12 protein-coding genes are annotated in these 18,083 nt (G+C 69.4%); 1 reads left to right on the top strand and 11 read right to left on the bottom strand.

Features of this window, described 5'->3' with window-relative positions; genetic code table 11:
* Positions 1-25: 25 nt before the first annotated feature.
* The 5 genes from B9N97_RS04105 to B9N97_RS04085 form a co-directional block, all read right to left on the bottom strand.
* Positions 26-793, bottom strand: a complete 768-nt coding sequence (locus B9N97_RS04105) for an ABC transporter permease (protein ID WP_348520072.1) — start codon at positions 791-793, stop codon at positions 26-28.
* A gap of 3 nt (positions 794-796) precedes the next feature.
* On the bottom strand, positions 797-1,792 hold the full coding sequence (locus B9N97_RS04100; protein ID WP_085083657.1) for an ABC transporter substrate-binding protein: 996 nt from the start codon (positions 1,790-1,792) through the stop codon (positions 797-799).
* Positions 1,793-1,901: 109 nt separating this feature from the next.
* On the bottom strand, positions 1,902-2,606 hold the full coding sequence (locus tag B9N97_RS04095; RefSeq protein ID WP_085083655.1) for an ABC transporter ATP-binding protein: 705 nt from the start codon (positions 2,604-2,606) through the stop codon (positions 1,902-1,904).
* Positions 2,607-2,648: 42 nt separating this feature from the next.
* Positions 2,649-3,386 carry a sulfite exporter TauE/SafE family protein gene (locus B9N97_RS04090; RefSeq protein ID WP_085083653.1) on the bottom strand — a complete coding sequence of 246 codons (738 nt, stop codon included), beginning with the start codon at positions 3,384-3,386 and terminating at the stop codon, positions 2,649-2,651.
* A gap of 4 nt (positions 3,387-3,390) precedes the next feature.
* The gene (locus B9N97_RS04085; protein WP_085083651.1) at positions 3,391-5,007 is read right to left on the bottom strand and encodes an acyl-CoA synthetase; all 1,617 of its coding nucleotides are present in this window, start codon (positions 5,005-5,007) and stop codon (positions 3,391-3,393) included.
* A 180-nt stretch (positions 5,008-5,187) separates the two neighbouring features.
* Here B9N97_RS04085 and B9N97_RS04080 point away from each other — a divergent pair, with 180 nt between their 5' ends.
* Positions 5,188-5,697 carry an RT0821/Lpp0805 family surface protein gene (locus B9N97_RS04080; RefSeq protein ID WP_085083649.1) on the top strand — a complete coding sequence of 170 codons (510 nt, stop codon included), beginning with the start codon at positions 5,188-5,190 and terminating at the stop codon, positions 5,695-5,697.
* Between the two features lie 14 nt (positions 5,698-5,711).
* On the opposite strand, the gene pseG is transcribed toward B9N97_RS04080, so the two are convergent.
* From pseG to B9N97_RS04050, 6 genes are all read right to left on the bottom strand, one after another.
* Entirely contained in the window at positions 5,712-6,806 is a 1,095-nt protein-coding gene (gene pseG, locus B9N97_RS04075) for a UDP-2,4-diacetamido-2,4,6-trideoxy-beta-L-altropyranose hydrolase (protein WP_085083647.1), read from the bottom strand.
* Positions 6,807-6,978: 172 nt separating this feature from the next.
* Positions 6,979-7,704, bottom strand: a complete 726-nt coding sequence (locus B9N97_RS04070) for a nucleotidyltransferase family protein (RefSeq protein ID WP_085083645.1) — start codon at positions 7,702-7,704, stop codon at positions 6,979-6,981.
* Positions 7,705-7,908: 204 nt separating this feature from the next.
* Positions 7,909-11,946, bottom strand: a complete 4,038-nt coding sequence (locus tag B9N97_RS04065; RefSeq protein ID WP_085083643.1) for a tetratricopeptide repeat protein — start codon at positions 11,944-11,946, stop codon at positions 7,909-7,911.
* On the bottom strand, positions 11,943-13,946 hold the full coding sequence (locus B9N97_RS04060) for a tetratricopeptide repeat protein (RefSeq protein WP_085083641.1): 2,004 nt from the start codon (positions 13,944-13,946) through the stop codon (positions 11,943-11,945). Before B9N97_RS04060 ends, B9N97_RS04065 begins: the two co-directional genes overlap by 4 nt.
* A 199-nt stretch (positions 13,947-14,145) precedes the next feature.
* Positions 14,146-16,455, bottom strand: a complete 2,310-nt coding sequence (locus tag B9N97_RS04055) for an NADP-dependent malic enzyme (RefSeq protein ID WP_085083639.1) — start codon at positions 16,453-16,455, stop codon at positions 14,146-14,148.
* A 240-nt stretch (positions 16,456-16,695) separates the two neighbouring features.
* A complete protein-coding gene (locus tag B9N97_RS04050) occupies positions 16,696-18,012 on the bottom strand; it encodes a dicarboxylate/amino acid:cation symporter (protein ID WP_143266350.1) in 1,317 nt (438 codons plus the stop codon).
* Positions 18,013-18,083 lie beyond the last annotated feature (71 nt).

The raw sequence follows: 18,083 nt of genomic DNA, 5'->3' as shown, positions 1-18,083 counted from the left end.
CGCGCCGAAGCGCTTGGAGCGGATCTCAAGCTTCAGCGGGCATCCGCCGCCAGCGCTGGCAATGGCGCTCGACCGGCTGCAGGACGCCGTATTCCAGAAGCTGGACCACGGCCACGAACGCGATGGTGTAAGCCAGGATTCCTGCGACATCGAAGGTCTGAAATAAGAGGTTGATCTGGAATCCGACACCGTCGCTGCGGCCCAGCAGTTCGACCACCAGCACGATCTTCCAGATCAGCGCCAGGCCGGACCGCGCAGCCGCGGCGATGGTGGGGGTGAGTTGCGGCAGCAGCACATGGCGAAGCCGGTCCGCGGGCGACAGGCGGTAGACGCGGGCCATGTCGATCAGCCCCTCGTCGATGGCGCGGGCGCCGGCCCGCACCAGGACCACCGTGTTGGGAATCTTGTTAACGGCGACGGCGCCGATGGCCGCCGCCTCGGTCAATCCGAACCAGACATAGGCCAGCACGATGACCACCAGCGCCGGCAGGTTCAGGAAGAAGACCAGCCAGGGACCGAACAGCCGGTCGATGAAGGGCGAGCGTCCCATCGGCAGGCCGAGCCCGACCCCGATGGACATGGCGAGCGCGAAGGCCGCCAGCACCCGCAGCAGCGTGACGCCCATGTGATGGAACAGCGCGCCGCTCTCCGCCTCGCGCAGCAGCGCCTCGGCCACCACGAGCGGTCCCGGCAGCAGGCGCCCACCGATGGACAGTGCCGCGCCCTGCCACAGCGCCAGCAGCAGCAGGATCGACGCAACAGGCATCAGGGCGGGCATAAGGGCGCGGCGCACCGGTCAGGCCCCGCCGGTCCAGAAGGTGCCGGGGGCGATGGCGGGCGCGTCGCCGACCAGTTCCCGCCCGCCCAGCCGCGCCAGCAGCGCATAGAGCTTCGCCGCCCCTGCCCGCTCCTCCTCGGTCCAGCGGCGCGGGATGCCGTCACGGTAGCGGTCGCGCAGGGTGCGGAAGGTGGCGTCATCCTCCGCCTGCATCAGCGGGGCGAGCCGGTCCCAGGCGGCGTCGGAGTCCGCCAGCAGGGTCTTCGCCTTGTTGGTCGCTGCCTGGAATCCGGCGAGGGCGGCCGGGTTGGCGCGCGCCCATTCCTCGCGGAAGACATAGCCGATGGAGGGCACCGTCGCCGGCTGGCCCAGCGCCTCCAGCATGTCGGACACGGTCATGGTCACGCGCATGCCCTTCGCCTCCAGCCGGGCGGCGAAGGGCCAGAAGGTCAGCACGGCGTCCAGGTCGCCGTCGGCGATCTTGCTGTTCAGCAGCGGCGGTGCGGCGAAGAAGGGTTGCGCATCGCGGTCGAGCGACAGCCCGTGCCGGTCGGCGGCCAGGGCCTTCAGCAAAAGCCAGCTCTTGTCGAGCGGGCTGCCGGCCACCCCGATGCGCTTGCCCCGCAGGTCGCCGATCCCGGCGATGGCGGATTGGGCCGGAACCACCAGCGCGCCGAGGGCGGTCGAATAGGGGATGAAGCACAGCGCCTCCCCCTTGCTGCGCATCCGCGACACCCACAGCCAGTCGGAAACGATGATCTCCACCCCGCCGGCCTGGAGCGCGACCTGGGTGGCGGGGTTGCCGGCCAGTTCCACCAGTTGCAGGTCGATGCCGGCTTGGCGGTCGAAGCCGTTGGCGCGGACGGTGTCGAGTTCCCAGCTGACCGTGCCGAACTTCAAAACCCCGGCGCGGACGACGGGCCGGTCGGCAGCCACCGCGTGCCGGAGCGTCGCCGATGCCAGCAGCGCGCCGGCCGCCAGCAATGTCGTTCGCCTGGTGCAGCCTGCCGCCATGATCCCCGTCCGCTTATTCTTGGACTGCCAGCTTAGGGGGACTGTAGATGGTTCGTATATTCAACGATAGGAGGATAAGGGGGGTATCGCCAGCCGGAGGGTTTCCGGATCACAGCCCCAGATAGGCCTGCTTCACCGCCGGGTCGGCCAGCAGCGCCTCCCCGGTGCCCGACAGCACCACCCGGCCGTTTTCGAGCACATAGGCCGCCTGGGCGATGCGCAGGGAGGCGGCGACATTCTGTTCGACCAGAATGATCGTCATGCCCTCGGCCGCCAGGGAACGGATGATGCGGAACAGCTCCTGCACCAGGGCCGGCGACAGGCCGAGCGACGGCTCGTCAAACATGATGAGGTCCGGCTTGCCCATCAGGCAGCGGCCGATCGCCAGCATCTGCTGCTCGCCGCCGGACAGGGTGCCGGCCGCCTGGTCCAGTCTTTCGCGCAGGCGGGGGAACAGGGCCAGCACCCGGTCATAGGTCTGGCGCGCGCTGGACCGGGCACGCGGGATGACGGCGCCCATCTCCAGATTCTCCCGCACGCTCAACGTCGGGAAGATCTGCCGCCCCTCCGCCACCTGCCCGATGCCGAGGTCGCAGACGACATGGCTAGGCAGGCCGGCGATCTCGCGGTCCTTGAAGCGGATGCTGCCCCGTGCCGGCTTCAGGATGCCGGAGATGGCGCGGATCAGCGAGGTCTTGCCGGCCCCGTTGGCGCCGACGATGGCGGTGGTCTGCCCCGCCGCCACCTGCAGCGTGACGCCGTCGAGCGCCTGGGCATCGCCATAATACAGGTCGAGATCGGATACGGTCAGCATGGCGGCAGATCCAAAAGACGGGGAGCGCCCTCTATAGCGCGATCATTTCAGGAAGAACACCGCACTCATCACCAGCCCGACGGCGATGATGCCGGCGCGCAGGATCGGCTTGGGGATCTTGCGGCCCAGCCGGGCGCCGACATAGCCGCCGGCGACCGCGGCCACCACCATCAGCAGCGCCTTCGGCCATTCCACCGCCCCGCCGGCGGCGTAAGCCACCACGGCGATGGCGGTCAGCACGGCGGAGAACAGGTTCTTCAGCCCGTTCATGGCATTCAGGTCGGTCATGCCGAACAGGCTCAACTGCGCCAGCAGCAGGATGCCGAGCCCGCCGTTGAAATAGCCGCCATAGACCGAGACGGCGAACAGCGTGCCCAGCATTGCTCCGTTGCCGTGCAGGCCCAGGCTGCGCAGCCGCTGCGCCAGCATGTTACCGAAGGCGAACAGACCCGTGGCCAGCAGCAGGAGCCAGGGCACGATGCCACGGAACACCGAATCCGGCGTCACCAGCAGCAGCCCGGCCCCGGCCAGCCCGCCGACAAGACTGACCGCCGACAGCAGCGGCAGGCCGAGCGTGCCGACCGGCGTCAGGTCCTGGCGGTAGCCATAGACGCCGCTGGCATAGCCGGGCAGCAGGGCGACCGTGCCGGTGGCGTTGGCGGCGACCGGCGGCACCCCGGCGTAGATCAGGGCCGGCAGGGTCAGGAAACTTCCCCCGCCGGCAACGGCATTCATCGCTCCGGCCAGAAAGGCCGCAGCCAATAAAATTAATTCGATCATGATATTACGAGCGATTCCTCAACTCCCGGCGAATGATCTTGCCGGTGGTGGTCATGGGCAGGCTTTCAAGAAATTCGATCGAGCGCGGATATTCGTGGGCGGCCAGCCGGGTCTTTACATGCTCCTGGATCGAGGCGACCAGCGCGTCGTCCGGCGTCACCCCCTCCTGCAGGACGATGAAGGCCTTGACGATCTCCGTGCGCAACGGGTCGGGCACGCCGACCACCGCCGCCATGCGGACGGCGGGATGGCCGATCAGGCAATCCTCGATCTCGCCGGGGCCGATGCGGTAACCGGCCGAGGTGATGACGTCGTCGTCCCGCCCGACGAAGCGGATATAGCCGTCCTCGTCCAGCTCTCCCTGGTCGCCGGTAACCAGCCAGTCGTCGATGAATTTCGCCGCGGTGGCGTCCGGGTTGTTCCAATAACCGAGGAACATCACCGGGTCCGGCCGATGCACGGCGATCAGGCCGAGTTGCCCCGGCGGCAGCCGGTTGCCCTGCCCGTCGATCACAGCCACGTCATGGCCGGGGACCGGACGTCCCATGATGCCGGGCTTCGGCGCCATCAGCGTCGCGGCCGAGGAGACGATCATGTTGCATTCGGTCTGGCCGTAGAACTCGTTGATCGTCACGCCGAAGGTCTCGCGCCCCCAGTCGAGCAGCCCGGCGCCCAGCGTCTCGCCGCCGCTGGCGACGGAGCGCATGTCGATGCGATGGCGCGCCCGCGGGTTCTTCACCGCCCGCATCATCTTCAGTGCCGTCGGCGGCAGGAAGGCGTTGCGCACCTGGAATTCGGCCAGCAAAGCGAAGGCAGCTTCCGCGTCGAATTTCTCGAAGCGGTGGGAAACCACCGTCACCCCATGGTGCCAGGCCGGCAGCAGCACGTCGAGCAAGCCGCCGATCCACGCCCAGTCGGCCGGCGTCCAGATGCGGTCGCCCGGCTGCGGGAACAGGTCGTGCGACATCTCCACGCCCGGCAGATGGCCCAGCAGCACCCGATGCGCATGCAGCGCGCCCTTGGGCTGGCCGGTGGTGCCGGAGGTATAGATGATCAGCGCCGGATCGTCCGGCCCGGTGTCGGCCGGGGTGAAGCTGTCGGACGCCGCGTCGCACAGCCCATGCCAATCCAGGCAGCCGGGACCCGACCCGTCGATGCGGAAGACTGCGCGCAGTTCCGGCAGCCGGTCGCGGATCTGGGCGATCTTGGCGGCTCCGGCGGCGTCGGTGACCACGGCGCGGGCGCCGCAGTTGGCCAGCCGATATTCCAGCGCCTCCACCCCGAACAGCGAGAACAGCGGCACGGCGATGCCGCCCATCTTGTAGACCGCGACATGGCTGATCGCGGTCTCCGGCGCCTGGGGCAGCAGGATGCCGACCCGGTCGCCGCGCGCGACGCCTTGGGCCGCCAGCGCATTAGCGAAGCGGTTGGACAGGGCGCGGATGTCGGCGAACCGGTATTCCTCGGTTCCGCCGTCGCGCCGCTTGTGGATCAGGGCGATGCGGCCGGGGTCCGTCTCGGCCCAGCGGTCGCAGACGTCGACGCCGATGTTGTAGCGGTCGGGCACGCGCCAGGCGAAGGCGCGGGATACCCCTTCCCAGCTGTCCGCGTTGGGCAGCATGTTCGTTCCCTCCCAAGGGCTTGTCGTCGATTCCTTTGTGGAACCGTTGGCACGATCATAGGGGCAAGCGAGGCACCGCGTCACGCACCGGGAATAAGATGCGGGTCAGCCATGTTGATGGCGTCAGGAACGAACTGTTTCGTGCCGATCCAAACAGGACCCAACAGGACGAGAGCCACCATGAAAGCCAGCCCCTTCCTCGCCGCCGCGCTGTCCGCCAGCCTGCTCGCGGCCCCGCTTGCCGGCTGCGCCCAGCCGGGCTACGGCGATTCCTATGGCGGCGTCAGCGCCAACAAGCAGACGGCCGGCACCGTTCTGGGTGGCGTGGTCGGCGGCCTGGCCGGCTCGCGCTTCGGCGGCGGCAGCGGCAAGCTGGTAGCGGTGGGCGTCGGCACGCTGCTGGGTGCGGCGTTGGGCAATGCGGCCGGCGCCTCCCTCGACCGCGCCGACCAGAATTATGCCCAGCAGGCGGCGGTCAACGCCTACAGCGCGCCGACCGGCAGCACCATCCGCTGGAACAACCCGGAAACCGGCAATTACGGCAGCTACACGCCGGTGCGCGAGGGCACCGGGCCGCAGGGCCAGCTCTGCCGCGAATACCAGACCACCATCGTGGTCCAGGGCCGCACCCAGCAGGGCTTCGGCACCGCCTGTCAGCAGGCGGACGGCACGTGGCGCGTGGTCAGCTGACGGGAACGGCAGGATCAGGCGAGCGCCGTCCGCCGCCGGGCGGCGCTGCCGGCTTTGGGCGCCGGGCCGGTCAGGGCGCTGGCGATGCGCACCGCCCCGTCGCCGTCCAGCGGCAGCGCGGCGGCGGCATCCTGCATCCGCTGGCGTTGCCCGACGTCGGACCATAGGGCGAGCGCCCGCCCGGCGATGACCGCCGCCGCCTTGGCGGGGTCGCAGCCGCGGGCGTCCACGGCGGTGCACCAGCCGAGTTCGGCGGCGTCGCCGCTCGCCATCGCCTGATTGTCGGCGGTGACCACCAGCAGGGTCGGCACCGCCAGCGCGGCAAGTTCCCCCATGGTGCCGCCGCCGGCCGAAACCGCCAGACCGCAGTCGGCCATCAGCGCGCCCATCCGCGGGCAGTCGATCTCCACGGTGACGCCATCGGCGGCGAGCGCCGCCACCTCCTCCGCCACCACGTTTGCTTGGGGATTGCTGCCGCCGACGACGGCAACGATGCGGCAGCCGTCGGGCCGTTTCAACGCCAGCGCCTGCAGAACCGGCCCGGTCAGGCCGAGCGGGTCGGAGCCGCCAAAGGTGACCAGCAGCACCGGCCGGTCGGCGATGGTCCGCCGCGGCGCCTGCGCCGCCAGCCGCACCTCCCGCCGCAAGGGGGCGTAGCCGGGGCCGAGCAGCAGGACGGCGCCGGGCGCCATCGCCTCATAGGGAAGGGCCGCCGCCTGTGGTGCGGCATTGACGACGAGGTCGGCATGCAGCGGCGTGCCGTCGCCCAGATCGTCCCAGGCCAGCACCCGCGCGCCGGCCGCCTGCAACCCGACGCGGTAGGCCTCGCCGAAGCGGTAGCCGTCGAGCATCACGGCCGTGCCATGCTCCCGCCGCAGGAGCGACCGCGTGGCGGCCAGATCCGCCGCCTGCCCCACCGGCCCGGCGATGGAGACATGGCGGAAACCGTCCGCCGACAGCCGGCGGTCGATGGCGGGAGTGGATTCCACGGCGGCGAACAGCGCCTCGTGACCCTGGTCGCGCAGCGCTTCGGCCACGGCGAGGCAGCGCATGACATGGCCGGTGCCGATGGTCGGCGACGCGTCGGCGCGGATGAGGATGACGGCCATGGCACTGGTCCGGAGAAATCGGCGTGGCGGCCCGGCCCCGGCGCAGGCACTTGCCGCGCATGGTGTCGAGTCGGTGCGCATCTTGGCCCGGCACTTTGCGCGAGTCCAGTGGCAGACGGTCGCGTACGCGGGGGTAAATTGCGGCCGCCGTGACTCCCGACCAGCCTCCGCGTCAGGACTCGCGGCCGGCGATGACGCTGGCGGCGGTGGCAAGGCTTTCCGGCGTGCCGATGTCGAGGAAGCGCGCCTTGGCGACATGGGCGTTCAGCGTGCCGGGCGGCAGCTTTTCCAGCACGTCGCGTTCCAGCGACACCGCGCCGGCCGCGATGAAGCGGTCGAGGAAGGCGGCGGAGAACAGATAGACGCCGGCGTTGATGGTGCCAGCCCCCGGCGCCTTGTCGAGGAACCGGCGGACGCGGCTGTCGGGACCGATCTCCACCCGCACGAAGCGGGAGGCGTCCTCCACCGTCACGCACAGCACTGACGCCTCCGCGCCCGACAGGCGGTGCGAGGCGATGAAGGCCCGCAGGTCGGCGTCGAGGAAGGTGTCGCCGTTCACCACCAGTATGGTGCTGCTGCGCAGCTCCTTGCGGACATAGCCGAGCGCACCCGCGGTGCCGAGCGGGCGCGGTTCGATCTGGCAGACCACGTCGATGGTGCCCGCGGAATCGCCGCGGGCGAGCCACGCGGTCACCCGGTCGGCCAGATGGCCGAGGCACAGAACCACCCGGCGCGATCCGTAGGTCGACAGGTAATCCAGGAGATGGCCGAGGAAGGCGCGGCCCGCGATCGGGGCCAGGACCTTCGGCGTGTCACCCAGAACGCCCCGGATGCGCGTGCCCAGCCCGCCGGCAAGCACCGCGACGTCTATGTTGGCAAGAGCGTCCTCAGACCGCACCGACCGTCCTTTCCCATAAACCCCGACCCGAAACCCCGTCCTGAACCCATCTGTCGCCGTCAGGCAGGAAACAGCTTACGACGGCGCGGGCGCCGGGTCATCCACCCTGCGTGGCGACCGGCGGCCATAGTCGATAAAGGGGCGGCTCCGGAATCGCAATGCGGAATTGCGTGAGCCTCCCCATCCGATGGTCAGGGGCGATGGTTAGAGGCGATGGTCAGGGGGCCCTTCGGCGAGGCGCTGCAGGCGTTGCGCGACCGCCGCCAGGGTCACGTCATGGTCACCGCCATGGCCGGACAGCGCCATCGATGGGAACCAGGGCCGCACCGCCGTCCCCAGGGCCGACCAGTCGCCGGCCCCCGCGATCCGCCAGACCGGGATACCGAGGGCTGCGGCCAGCTCTCCCACAGCGGTCGGGGCGGAGATCACGAGGTCGAGACCGGACATCAGCGCCGCCACCCCTTCCAGTTCGTTGCGCTGGTCCAGATCGGGCCAATGGTGCAGCACCGTGCCGAAACGGTGCAGGGCGTCCTCGCGCTCCGCCTCGTGCCCGTCATATTGCAGGCTGACGAAGGTTACGCCCGGCACGGAGAGGACCGGTCCCCATTGGTCGATCCGGCTGTATGCGCCGGCCCGGTCGGCCGTCATGCGGCTGCTTCGCCAGCAGATGCCGACCCGCAGGCCGGGGCCGAGGGCCGCCAGCCGGCCGCGCCATTCCGCCGCCAACCGCGGCTCGGCGGTGAAGAGCGGGGCGGCTGAGGGAAAATGCCGCAGGGCAGGCCGCAGCCGCGCGGCAACGCTGCCCATGGGCGCATGGCGGTCGGCGTCGCGCGGGTCCGCCGTTGGCGCGCGAACCTCCGCCCCCGGAAGGGCGCGGGCGAACAGACCGGTCAGGCGCGGATCGCATTCGACGATCAGCCGGCCGGACCGGCGGAGCAGGTCGGGCAGCGCCGTGCCGAACATGATCTCGTCGCCCAGCCCCTGTTCCCCCCAAACCAGGATCCGGCGGCCGGCCAGAGGTTCGCCCTGCCATTCCGGGATGGTGAGGCGGCGGGATACGGCATCGCCGGTGGCGAAGCGGCGGGCGTAGTCGTCCCAGCCGCCGGTTAGGTCGCCTTCGGCCAAGCGCAGCAGAGCACGGTTCATTCGGCCGTCCGCCCTGCCCGGCGCCAGCCTCAGGCTCCGTTCGGTCCAGTCGCGGGCGGGGCGACGCTCTCCCCGCATCAGCAGTCGGTGGCCGTGGTTGACCAGAACGTCCGGCAGGTCCGGGGCGAGCGTCAATGCGCGCTGGTGGGCGTTGAGGGCATCGTTCCAGCGACCAAGACCGGCCAGGGCCATGCCCAGGTTCGACCAGCCCTTGGCTGAAGTCGGCGCGATGCGCAATGCACGGCGACACTGGCGGACGGCCTCGGCGAAACGCCCCTGCCCCTTCAGTGCGGCGCCGGCGGTGGTCAGCATGCCGGCAAGGCTCGGCGCCAGGACTGCGGCACGCATGCAGGTGGTCTCCGCCTCGGCGAAGTGCCGGGCGGCGAGCAGGGCGGCGGCGAGGTTGCCCCAGCCCTCGGCCAGCAGCGGACGCAGCCGGACGGCGCGGTGGTGCAGCGTCGCGGCCTCTCCCGCGGACCCACCGGCCTGGAGCGCCACGCCAAGATTGCCCAAGGCTTCGGGAAAGGCCGGGTTCAGCGCCACCGCGCGCCGGTGCCACTGGATGGCGGCGTCGACGCGGCCAAGCCGGAGCAGCGTAAGCCCCCCATTGGTCCAGGCCGCCGGGTGGGTCGGAGCCGCAGCCACAGCCTTGTGGTGAAGGGATTCAGCATCGAGCAGGAGGCCTTGCCGGTGCAGGGCGACCGCCTGTGCCGCCAACCCCTCTCCCGCTGCGGATACCCTCTCCTCCCTGGGGAGAGGACTGGGTGAGAGGGGCGCAGGGCGTGACGTGCCCGATAATCGGGAGAGGGATCGCAGCGCACAGGCCATATCGGCCATCGTCTCCGACAACGGCTCGCCGGGTTGGGGCTGGAAGAGGCGCATCGACGGGTACCAGGGGCGGACACCGGCCCCCAGTTGCGTCCAGTCGCGGGTGCCGAAGCGCCAGACCGGGGTGCCGAGCGCGCCGGCCAACTCGCCGACCGACATGGCGGGCGAAATGACGAGGTCCAGCCCGGCGATCAGGGCGGCGACGCCGTCGAAATCGTCCTTGCGGTCGAGATCGTCCCAGCGGTGCAGCTTGATGCCAAAACGCTGTTCCGCCTGCCGGACCTCCGCCTCCACCTCGCCATATTGCAGCACCACCCAGCGGATGCCGGGCAAAGCGAACAGCGGCGCCCAGGCGTCCAGCGGCAGATAGGCGACGCTGCGCTCCGCCGTCATCATCTGGCTGCGCCAGCCGATGCCGATGCGCAAACCGGGGCCGAGCGCCGCCAGCCGTTCGCGCCAGCGCTCCACCAGCCCGGCGTCGGGCACCAGCCAGGACGGGCGCGGCGGAAAATCGGCCGACCGGCGGCGCAGGACGCGGGGCAGGGAACCCATCGGCACATGGCGGTCGTAGTCCGGGATCGCCATGGCCTCCCGCCCCTGCGCGTCCAGGGCCTCCGGCCGCACCCGCAGGGCCGGGAAGGAGCGGGCGAACAGCGGCACCAGCCGCCGGTCGACCTCCAGGATGGTGGAAACGGCGCGGCCGGCCAATTCGGGGCAGAGGGCGGAGAACAGGATGGTGTCGCCCACCCCCTGCTCGCCCCAGATCATCAGCCGGCGACCGGTCAAATCCTCCCCGCGCCATGGATGAGCACGCGGCTGGCGCCCCTGCCCGACCTGTCCGGAGCCGAAGCGCCAGGCATAACTGGGCCAGCCATGGTCGAGATCGCCGGCCTCCAGCCGCAGCAGGCCCTTGTTGAAGTGCGCCAGCGACAGGTCGGGCCGCAGCGTCAGCGCCCGGTCATAGCAGCGTTCCGCCCCGGCATTGTCCCCCATCCGCTGGCGGGCCAGCCCCAGATTGCTCCAGGCCTCGCCATAGGCCGGGTCCAGCGCCAGTGCGCTGCGGTAGCAGTCGGCGGCGCCGGCATGGTCGTGGCGGCCCTGGCGCAGGTGGCCGAGATTGTTGCGGGCGGGTGCCACCAGAGGAGCGAGCCGGATGGCGCGGCGTTGCGACCGCTCGGCCTCGGCGTAACGCTCGGCGCCGCGCAGGGCGTTGCCCAGGTTGGTGTGGGTTTCCGGCAGGGCGGGGTCGAGAGTCAGCGCCACATGCCATGCCCTCCAGGCGTCGGCCGTGCGGCCGGCGGCATGTCGGGCATTGCCGAGATTATTCCAGGCGCCTGCGAAGTCGGGCCGGTGGCGGATCGCCTCCCGGTGCAGGGACTCCGCCTCGGCATGGCGGTTCTGGGCGTTGCGGATGCTGCCGAGATTGTCCAGCGCATCGGCGTGATCGGGCTGGATGGCGGTGGCCGCATCGAAGCAGGCGGCGGCATCGTCCAGTTGACCAAGCGACTTAAGACACAGCCCCAAGCCATTGAGGGAAAAGGGATCGCGCGGATCGAGACGAAGGGCGTCAGCATAGCGCTCGGCGGCGTCCTCCATCCGACCAGCGGCGTGGAGGGCGGCGGCGAGAGCGGACAGCGCCGTGGGGTCGGAACTGCCGCCGCCCAGCGTCGCCGCCATGTGCAAGGCGTCGGCTGCCTCCTTCACACGACCGAGATGCTGAAGGCTGACCGCCCGGTTGGTCCAGGGGCGCGGATCCCCGGGAAGCAGGTCCGCGGCGCGGGCGTGGGCGGCCAAGGCCTCTTCCGCCCGGCCGATCTCCTGCAGGGCGGCACCGAGATTCAGGTGGGCATCGGCCAGGCCGGGAGACAGGTGGGCGGCCTCGGCATACTCGGCGGCGGCTTCCGCAAAGCGGGCGAGCGCGGCCAGCACCAGCCCCAAATTGAAATGGGCGCCGACATGGGTGGGATCGCACTCCAGCGCGCGGCGCTGGGCTGCTTCGCTTTCATCAAGGCGGCCAAGACGCTGCAGAACAATGCCCCGGTTGGCGTGGTAATCCGCCACATCCGGAACAAGTTCGACCGCTTTATCAATGAGCCCAATGGCTTGGTCGTTGTCGTTGCGTTGGTGGTTCAGCACGCCCAGCAGATGAAGTGCATCGGCATGGCGTGGTTCGGCCTGCAGCACGCGCTGGTACAGGGGTTCGGCTGCGTCGAGAGTGCCGGCCTGATGGTGGCGAAGCGCCTCGGCAAACCAGTCGGCAACGCTCACAGGTCACCTGCGGAAAGTCTGGTAAGCATCTGTACAGCCTTGGGAATGGCACCGCCGATACCAGGTTCCCCATCGGGATGGATGCAGCGCATGGTGGGGAACCAGGGACGTACCGCGGTGCCGAGCTGCGTCCAGTCACGCCGTCCCAGCCGCCAGACCGGCACGCCCAGCGCTGCCGCCATTTCGCCGGCGGAGGACGCGATGGTGATCGCCAGATCCAGGTTGGCCATCAGGGCCGCGGTGCCCTCCAGATCGGCGATCTGGTCGAGGTCGGGCCAGCGATGGATGGGCCGGCCAAAGCGCTCCTCGACGGCAGCGATCTCTTCCTCTCGTCCGTCATATTGCAAGCTGACGGCGTGGATGCCGGGCAGGCGCAGCAGCGGAGCCCATTCCTCCAACTGCGTATAGGACTGGCGCCGTTCGGTGGTGATGCGTTGGCTGGTCCAGGCGATGCCGACTGCCAGGCCGGGGCCGAGCGCGTCCAGCCGCGACCGCCACGCCGCCACCCGCTCCGGATCCGGCTTCAGCCAGCCGGCGGGCGGGGGCGGGACTGGAGCGCTCCTCCACAGCAGGCGCGGCAGCGAACCGAAGGGCAGATGGCAGTCGGCATCGTCCGGGCGCCGCGTCGGCGCGCGCACCGTGGTGCCGGGAAAGGAGCGCTGGAACAGCGGGACCAGCCGGGGTTCGCATTCGACGATGGCGTCCGGGAAACGTGACAGGGCTTCCGGCAGAATGGCGCCGAACATGAACTCGTCGCCCAACCCCTGCTCGGCCCACAGCAGCAGACGGCGCCCGGCAAGCTCGCTCCCCTCCCACTCCGGGATGTTGAAGGGGCGTCTCGGGCGCAGGCGTCCGGATTCGAAGCGGACGGTGTAATCCTCCCACCCATCGGCCAAGCGGCCTTGGCGCAGGCGCAGGATGGCGCGGTTGAAGCGGGCGAGCGCCTGCGCCGGATCGGCGTCCAGGGCATTGGTGAACTCCCGCTCCGCGCCGGCGTCGTCGCCCAGATCCTGGAGGGCGAGCGCCAGATTGGTATGGGCGGCGGCGTAGCCGGGGCGCAGGTCCAACGCGCGGCGCTGCAACTCGGCGGAGACCGCGGCCTGCCCCTGCAGGCGGCGGATGGTGCCGAGATTGGTCATCGCCTCCGCCATGTCGGGAGCGAGCCGTACGGCGCGGGCGAAGGCATCGGCGGCGGGTCCGATGCGGTCGGCAGCTTGCAGGGCGAGTCCGTGGGCGTTCCAGCCCTCGGCATCCGTCGGTTGCAGAGTCAGGTAGCGGCGATAGGCCGGCTCCGCGTCCCGGCCCCGGCGTTGCTGCGATCCGGCCAATGCCAGGGCCGCCGCAGCATGGTCCGGCCGGCGGGCCAGCACGGCACGCAACGTCGCCTCCCCTTCGTCGGCATGCCCGAGGTCGAGCAGGGCGAGGCCCAAGGCGGCACGCGCCTCGGTCATCGCAGGGTTGGCGGCGAGCGCGTGACGCAACAGCGGTTCCGCCTCAGCCGAGCGGCCGAGGCTGCGAAGCACGGCGCCCAGGTTGCCTTCCGCCTCCGCATAGTCGGGACGGGCGCGCAGGGCGGCACGGTAGGCCTCGGCGGCCTCGGCGGCCTTGCCTTGCGCATTGAGGGCGTTGCCCAGTGTGTTGGCGGCCTCCGGGAACGGGCGGCGCAGGCGCAGGGCGTTGCGGGCGGCGCGTTCCGCTTCCACGGAGCGGCCGAGCGCCTGAAGGGCGTAGGCGAGGTTGGCGTGGTAATCGGGAACGTCGCGCTTGGCCGCCACCGCCTGCCCGATCAGGTCGGCGGCCTCGGCAAAGCGGCCGGTCTGGCAGGCGATCATGCCGAGCAGGTGAAGGGCATCCGGCTGGCGCGGCTGGGTGGCGATCGCCTGGCGATAGAGCGCTTCGGCTTCAGGCAGTCGGCCGGCTTGATGCAGCGGCACGGCCTGCCCGATCAGCGCCGCGGCGGTGGCGGCGGCGGAATTGCCGGATTTGCGCTGGTTGCTCATGCCCCGTGCCGAATTGGTTGGCTACGGGTAAGGGATAGCACGAATTGTCGGTTGAGGAATGGGGCGTGGCACTTGCGCATGCCCCGTCCCCATCCCTCCCCCGCTTCGCGGGAGAGGGGGCAGGAGCCTTGCGGGATTTCAGCGGCAGTTCCCTCTCCCTCGAAGAGGGCGAGGGTTAGGGTGGGGGCAAAACCCTATCTTACGCCACGCCCGCCGGCGGAGTCGGGGCGGCGTTCACCGGCTCGGCCAGTTGGGCGTCGACCACGGCGACGGCGGTCATGTTGACCAGACCGCGGGTGGTGACCGACGGGGTGACGATGTGGACCGGCCGCTGGACGCCCAGCAGGATCGGGCCGACATTCTGCGCCTCGCCCAGGATCTTCATCATGTTGAAGGCGATGTTGGCAGCGTCGAGCGTCGGCATCACCAGCAGGTTCGCCTCGCCCTTCAGGCGGCTGTCGGGCAGCACCTCCTTGCGGATGGCGGGGGCGAGGGCGGCGTCGGCATGCATCTCGCCGTCGATCTCGACACCCGGCATCTGTTCGGAGGCCAGCTCCACCGCCGCGCGCATCTTGCGGGCGGACGGGGTGTCGGCGCTGCCGAAGTTGGAGTGGGACAGCAGGGCCACCTTCGGCTCGATGCCGAAGCGCATCACCTCGTCCGCGGCCAGCCGGGCGATCTCGGCCACCTGCTCGGCGGTCGGGTCGGGGTTGACGTAGGTGTCGGTGATGAAGTGGACGCCCTTCTGCGAGATCAGCGCGTTCATCGTCGCGGCGACCTTCACGCCGTCACGCAGGCCGATGAGGCCGCAGATGTGCGCCCAATGCTCGTTGAAGCGGCCGGTGGTGCCGCAGACCAGCGCATCGGCTTCGCCGCGGCGGACCATCAGGGCACCGAAGACGGTCGGCTGGGTGCGCACCACGTTGGCGGCATGGCTGGGCGACACGCCGCGGCGGCCCATCAGCTTGCGATAATGTTCGGTGAAGTTGTGATAGCGCGGGTCGCGGATGATCTCGATGACCTCCACGTCCTGGCCGATCTTCAGGCGCAGGCCCATTTCGCCGATCACCCGCTCGATCACCTCGCGTCGGCCGATCAGCACCGGATGGGCGATGCCGTCGTCGACCACCACCTGGGCGCAGCGGATCACGCGCGGGTCCTCGCCCTCGGCATAGACGACGCGCTTGGGCGCGGTCTTGGCCTTGGTGATGACCGGCTTCATGAACAGGCCGGAGCGGATGACATACTGGTTCAGCTGGTCCTGATAGGCGCGGAAATCGGCGATCGGCCGGGTGGCGACGCCGGACTCCATGGCCGCCTTGGCGACCGCCGACGACACCTCGACGATCAGGCGGGGATCGAAGGGCTTGGGCAGGATGTAGTCCGGGCCGAAGCGCAGAGATTCACCCACATAAGCCGCCGCCACGACGTCCGACGGTTCGGCGCGGGCGAGGTTGGCCATGGCGTGGGTCGCCGCGATCTTCATCTCCTCGTTCACCGTGGTGGCGCCGACGTCCAGCGCACCGCGGAAGATGAAGGGGAAGCACAGGACGTTGTTGACCTGGTTGGGGAAGTCGGAACGGCCGGTGGCGATGATGGCGTCCGGACGGGCTTCGCGGGCCAGATCCGGCATGATCTCCGGCTCCGGGTTGGCGAGCGCCAGGATCAGCGGCTTGTCGGCCATGCGGGCCAGCAGCTCCGGCTTCAGCACCTTGGCGCCCGACAGGCCGAGGAAGATGTCGGCGCCGTCGATGACGTCGGACAGCGTGCGCGCCGCGGTGTCGTGCGCGTAGGCCTCCTTGTACTCGTTCATCTCCTCGTTGCGGCCCTTGTGGACCACGCCGATGCGGTCGACCAGCCAGACATTCTCGCGGCGGACGCCGAGAGACAGCATCAGGTCGAGGCAGGCGATGCCGGCCGCGCCGCCGCCGGTGGAAACCACCTTGACCTTGGAGATGTCCTTGCCGACCAGCGCCAGACCGTTCAGCACGGCGGCGCCCACCACGATGGCGGTGCCGTGCTGGTCGTCGTGGAACACCGGGATCTTCATGCGCTCGCGGCAGCGGCGCTCGATCTCGAAGCAGGCGGGGGCGGCGATGTCTTCCAGGTTGATGGCGCCGAAGGTCGGCTCCAGCCGGACGATGGTGTCGACCAGCGCATCGACGTCCAGCTCGTTCAGCTCAATGTCGAAGCAGTCGATGCCGGCGAACTTCTTGAAGAGGACGGCCTTACCTTCCATCACCGGCTTGGCGGCCTGCGGCCCGATGTTGCCAAGGCCCAGCACGGCGGTGCCGTTGGTGACGACGGCCACCAGATTGGCGCGCGCCGTCAGTTCCGCCGCCTTCGACGGATCCTCGGCGATGGCGGTGCAGGCATGGGCAACGCCCGGCGAATATGCCAGCGCCAAATCGCGCTGGTTGGCCATGGGCTTGGTCGCGACTACTGCCAGCTTACCGGGCCGCGGGTTGCGGTGATACTCAAGCGCCATCGCCTCAAAATCGCCGGACATCGGGTCTCTTCCTCCGGTTAACAAGATTTCAGTTAATTCTTTGCGTTCACTTCACCTGATTGGCGGTTATAGCCCATTCGGACTGTTGCGCCAACCGCCCCGCGAAACGGAAGGGGGACGATTCGAACCTAATCGAAACGTCCCCCTTACCTTACAGGATCCTTATGAGGGCCGGATGGATCATCTTTGGAATTTCCAAATCCGGCGCCCGCATATGTGCCGCGCGTTTGCGGCGGGTCGTCAGATCCGGGCCAATGCCGGCTCCTTGAAGTGCTGCTGGTATTCGGCGACCGCCTTGCTCTCGTCGAACTCGCCTTCCATCTTGGCGACGACGACGGTGGCGACGCCGTTGCCGATCAGGTTGGTCAGCGCGCGGGCCTCCGACATGAAGCGGTCGACGCCCAGCAGCAGGGCCAGACCCTCGATCGGCAGGACGCCGGTGGCCGACAGGGTGGCGGCCAGCGTCACGAAGCCGCCGCCGGTGACCGCCGCCGCACCCTTGGAGGTCAGCATCAGGATGACGAGGATGTAGAGCTGCTGCCAGATCGTCAGGTCGACGTTGAAGGCCTGGGCGATGAAGATCGCCGCCATCGACAGGTAGATCGAGGTGCCGTCCAGGTTGAAGGAATAGCCGGTGGGGATCACCAGACCGACGACATGCTTGGAGCAGCCGAACTTCTGCATCTTCTCCATCATGCGCGGCAGCACGGACTCCGAGGAGGAGGTGCCGAGCACGATCAGCAGTTCCTGGCGGATGTAGCGGATGAAGTTCCAGATGCTGAAGCCATAGGCCTTGGCGATGCCGCCCAGCACGACGAAGATGAAGATCGCCATGGTGAGATAGACCGACGCCATCAGCTGGCCCAGCGCCGTCAGCGACGAGATGCCGTACTTGCCGATGGTGAAGGACATGGCGCCGAAGGCACCGACCGGGGCGACGCGCATCAGGATGCCGATCACGCCGAACAGGGCATGGCCGATCTTGTCGAAGATGTCCTCGACCAGCTTGCCCTTCTGGCCCATGGCGGACAGGGCGACGCCGAACACCACTGCGAAGAACAGGATCTGCAGCATGTCGCCCTGGACGAAGGCGCCGACGACATTGTCCGGCACGATGCCGACGACGAAGTCGATGAAGCCGTGCTCATGGGCGGAGGTGGCGTATTTCTGTACCGCGTCGGCCTTCAGCTGACCCGGCAGGATGTTCATGCCGGCGCCGGGTCGGACGAGGTTGACGACCAGCAGCCCGATGCCGAGCGCGAAGGTCGTCACCACCTCGAAATACAGCAGGGCCTTGCCGCCGACCTTGCCGACCTTCTTCAGGTTGCCGATCGAGGAGATGCCGGTCACCACCGTCAGGAAGACGATCGGGCCGATCACCATCTTGACCATCTTGATGAACAGGTCGCCCAGCGGCTTCATCTGCACCGCAATGGCCGGGTAGAAGTGCCCCAGCAGGATGCCGATGCTGATGGCGGTCAGAACCTGGACGGTCAGGTTGGTGTAGAAGGGCTTCTTCACCGTGCCCGGGCGGGCGGCGGTCACGTCGGCGCTCATGTTGCTCTCCTCGTGGCGTTCCTCAGAACGGCGTTCCTGGCGGGGTGCCCGTTCTTTCGTCCGGCATTCGG

This window comes from Azospirillum oryzae (genome assembly GCF_900177515.1).
Classification (GTDB): Bacteria; Pseudomonadota; Alphaproteobacteria; order Azospirillales; family Azospirillaceae; genus Azospirillum; species Azospirillum oryzae_A.
The sequence above is the reverse complement of the archived record's forward strand: the minus strand, read 5'-3'. Positions and strand labels throughout refer to the sequence as shown.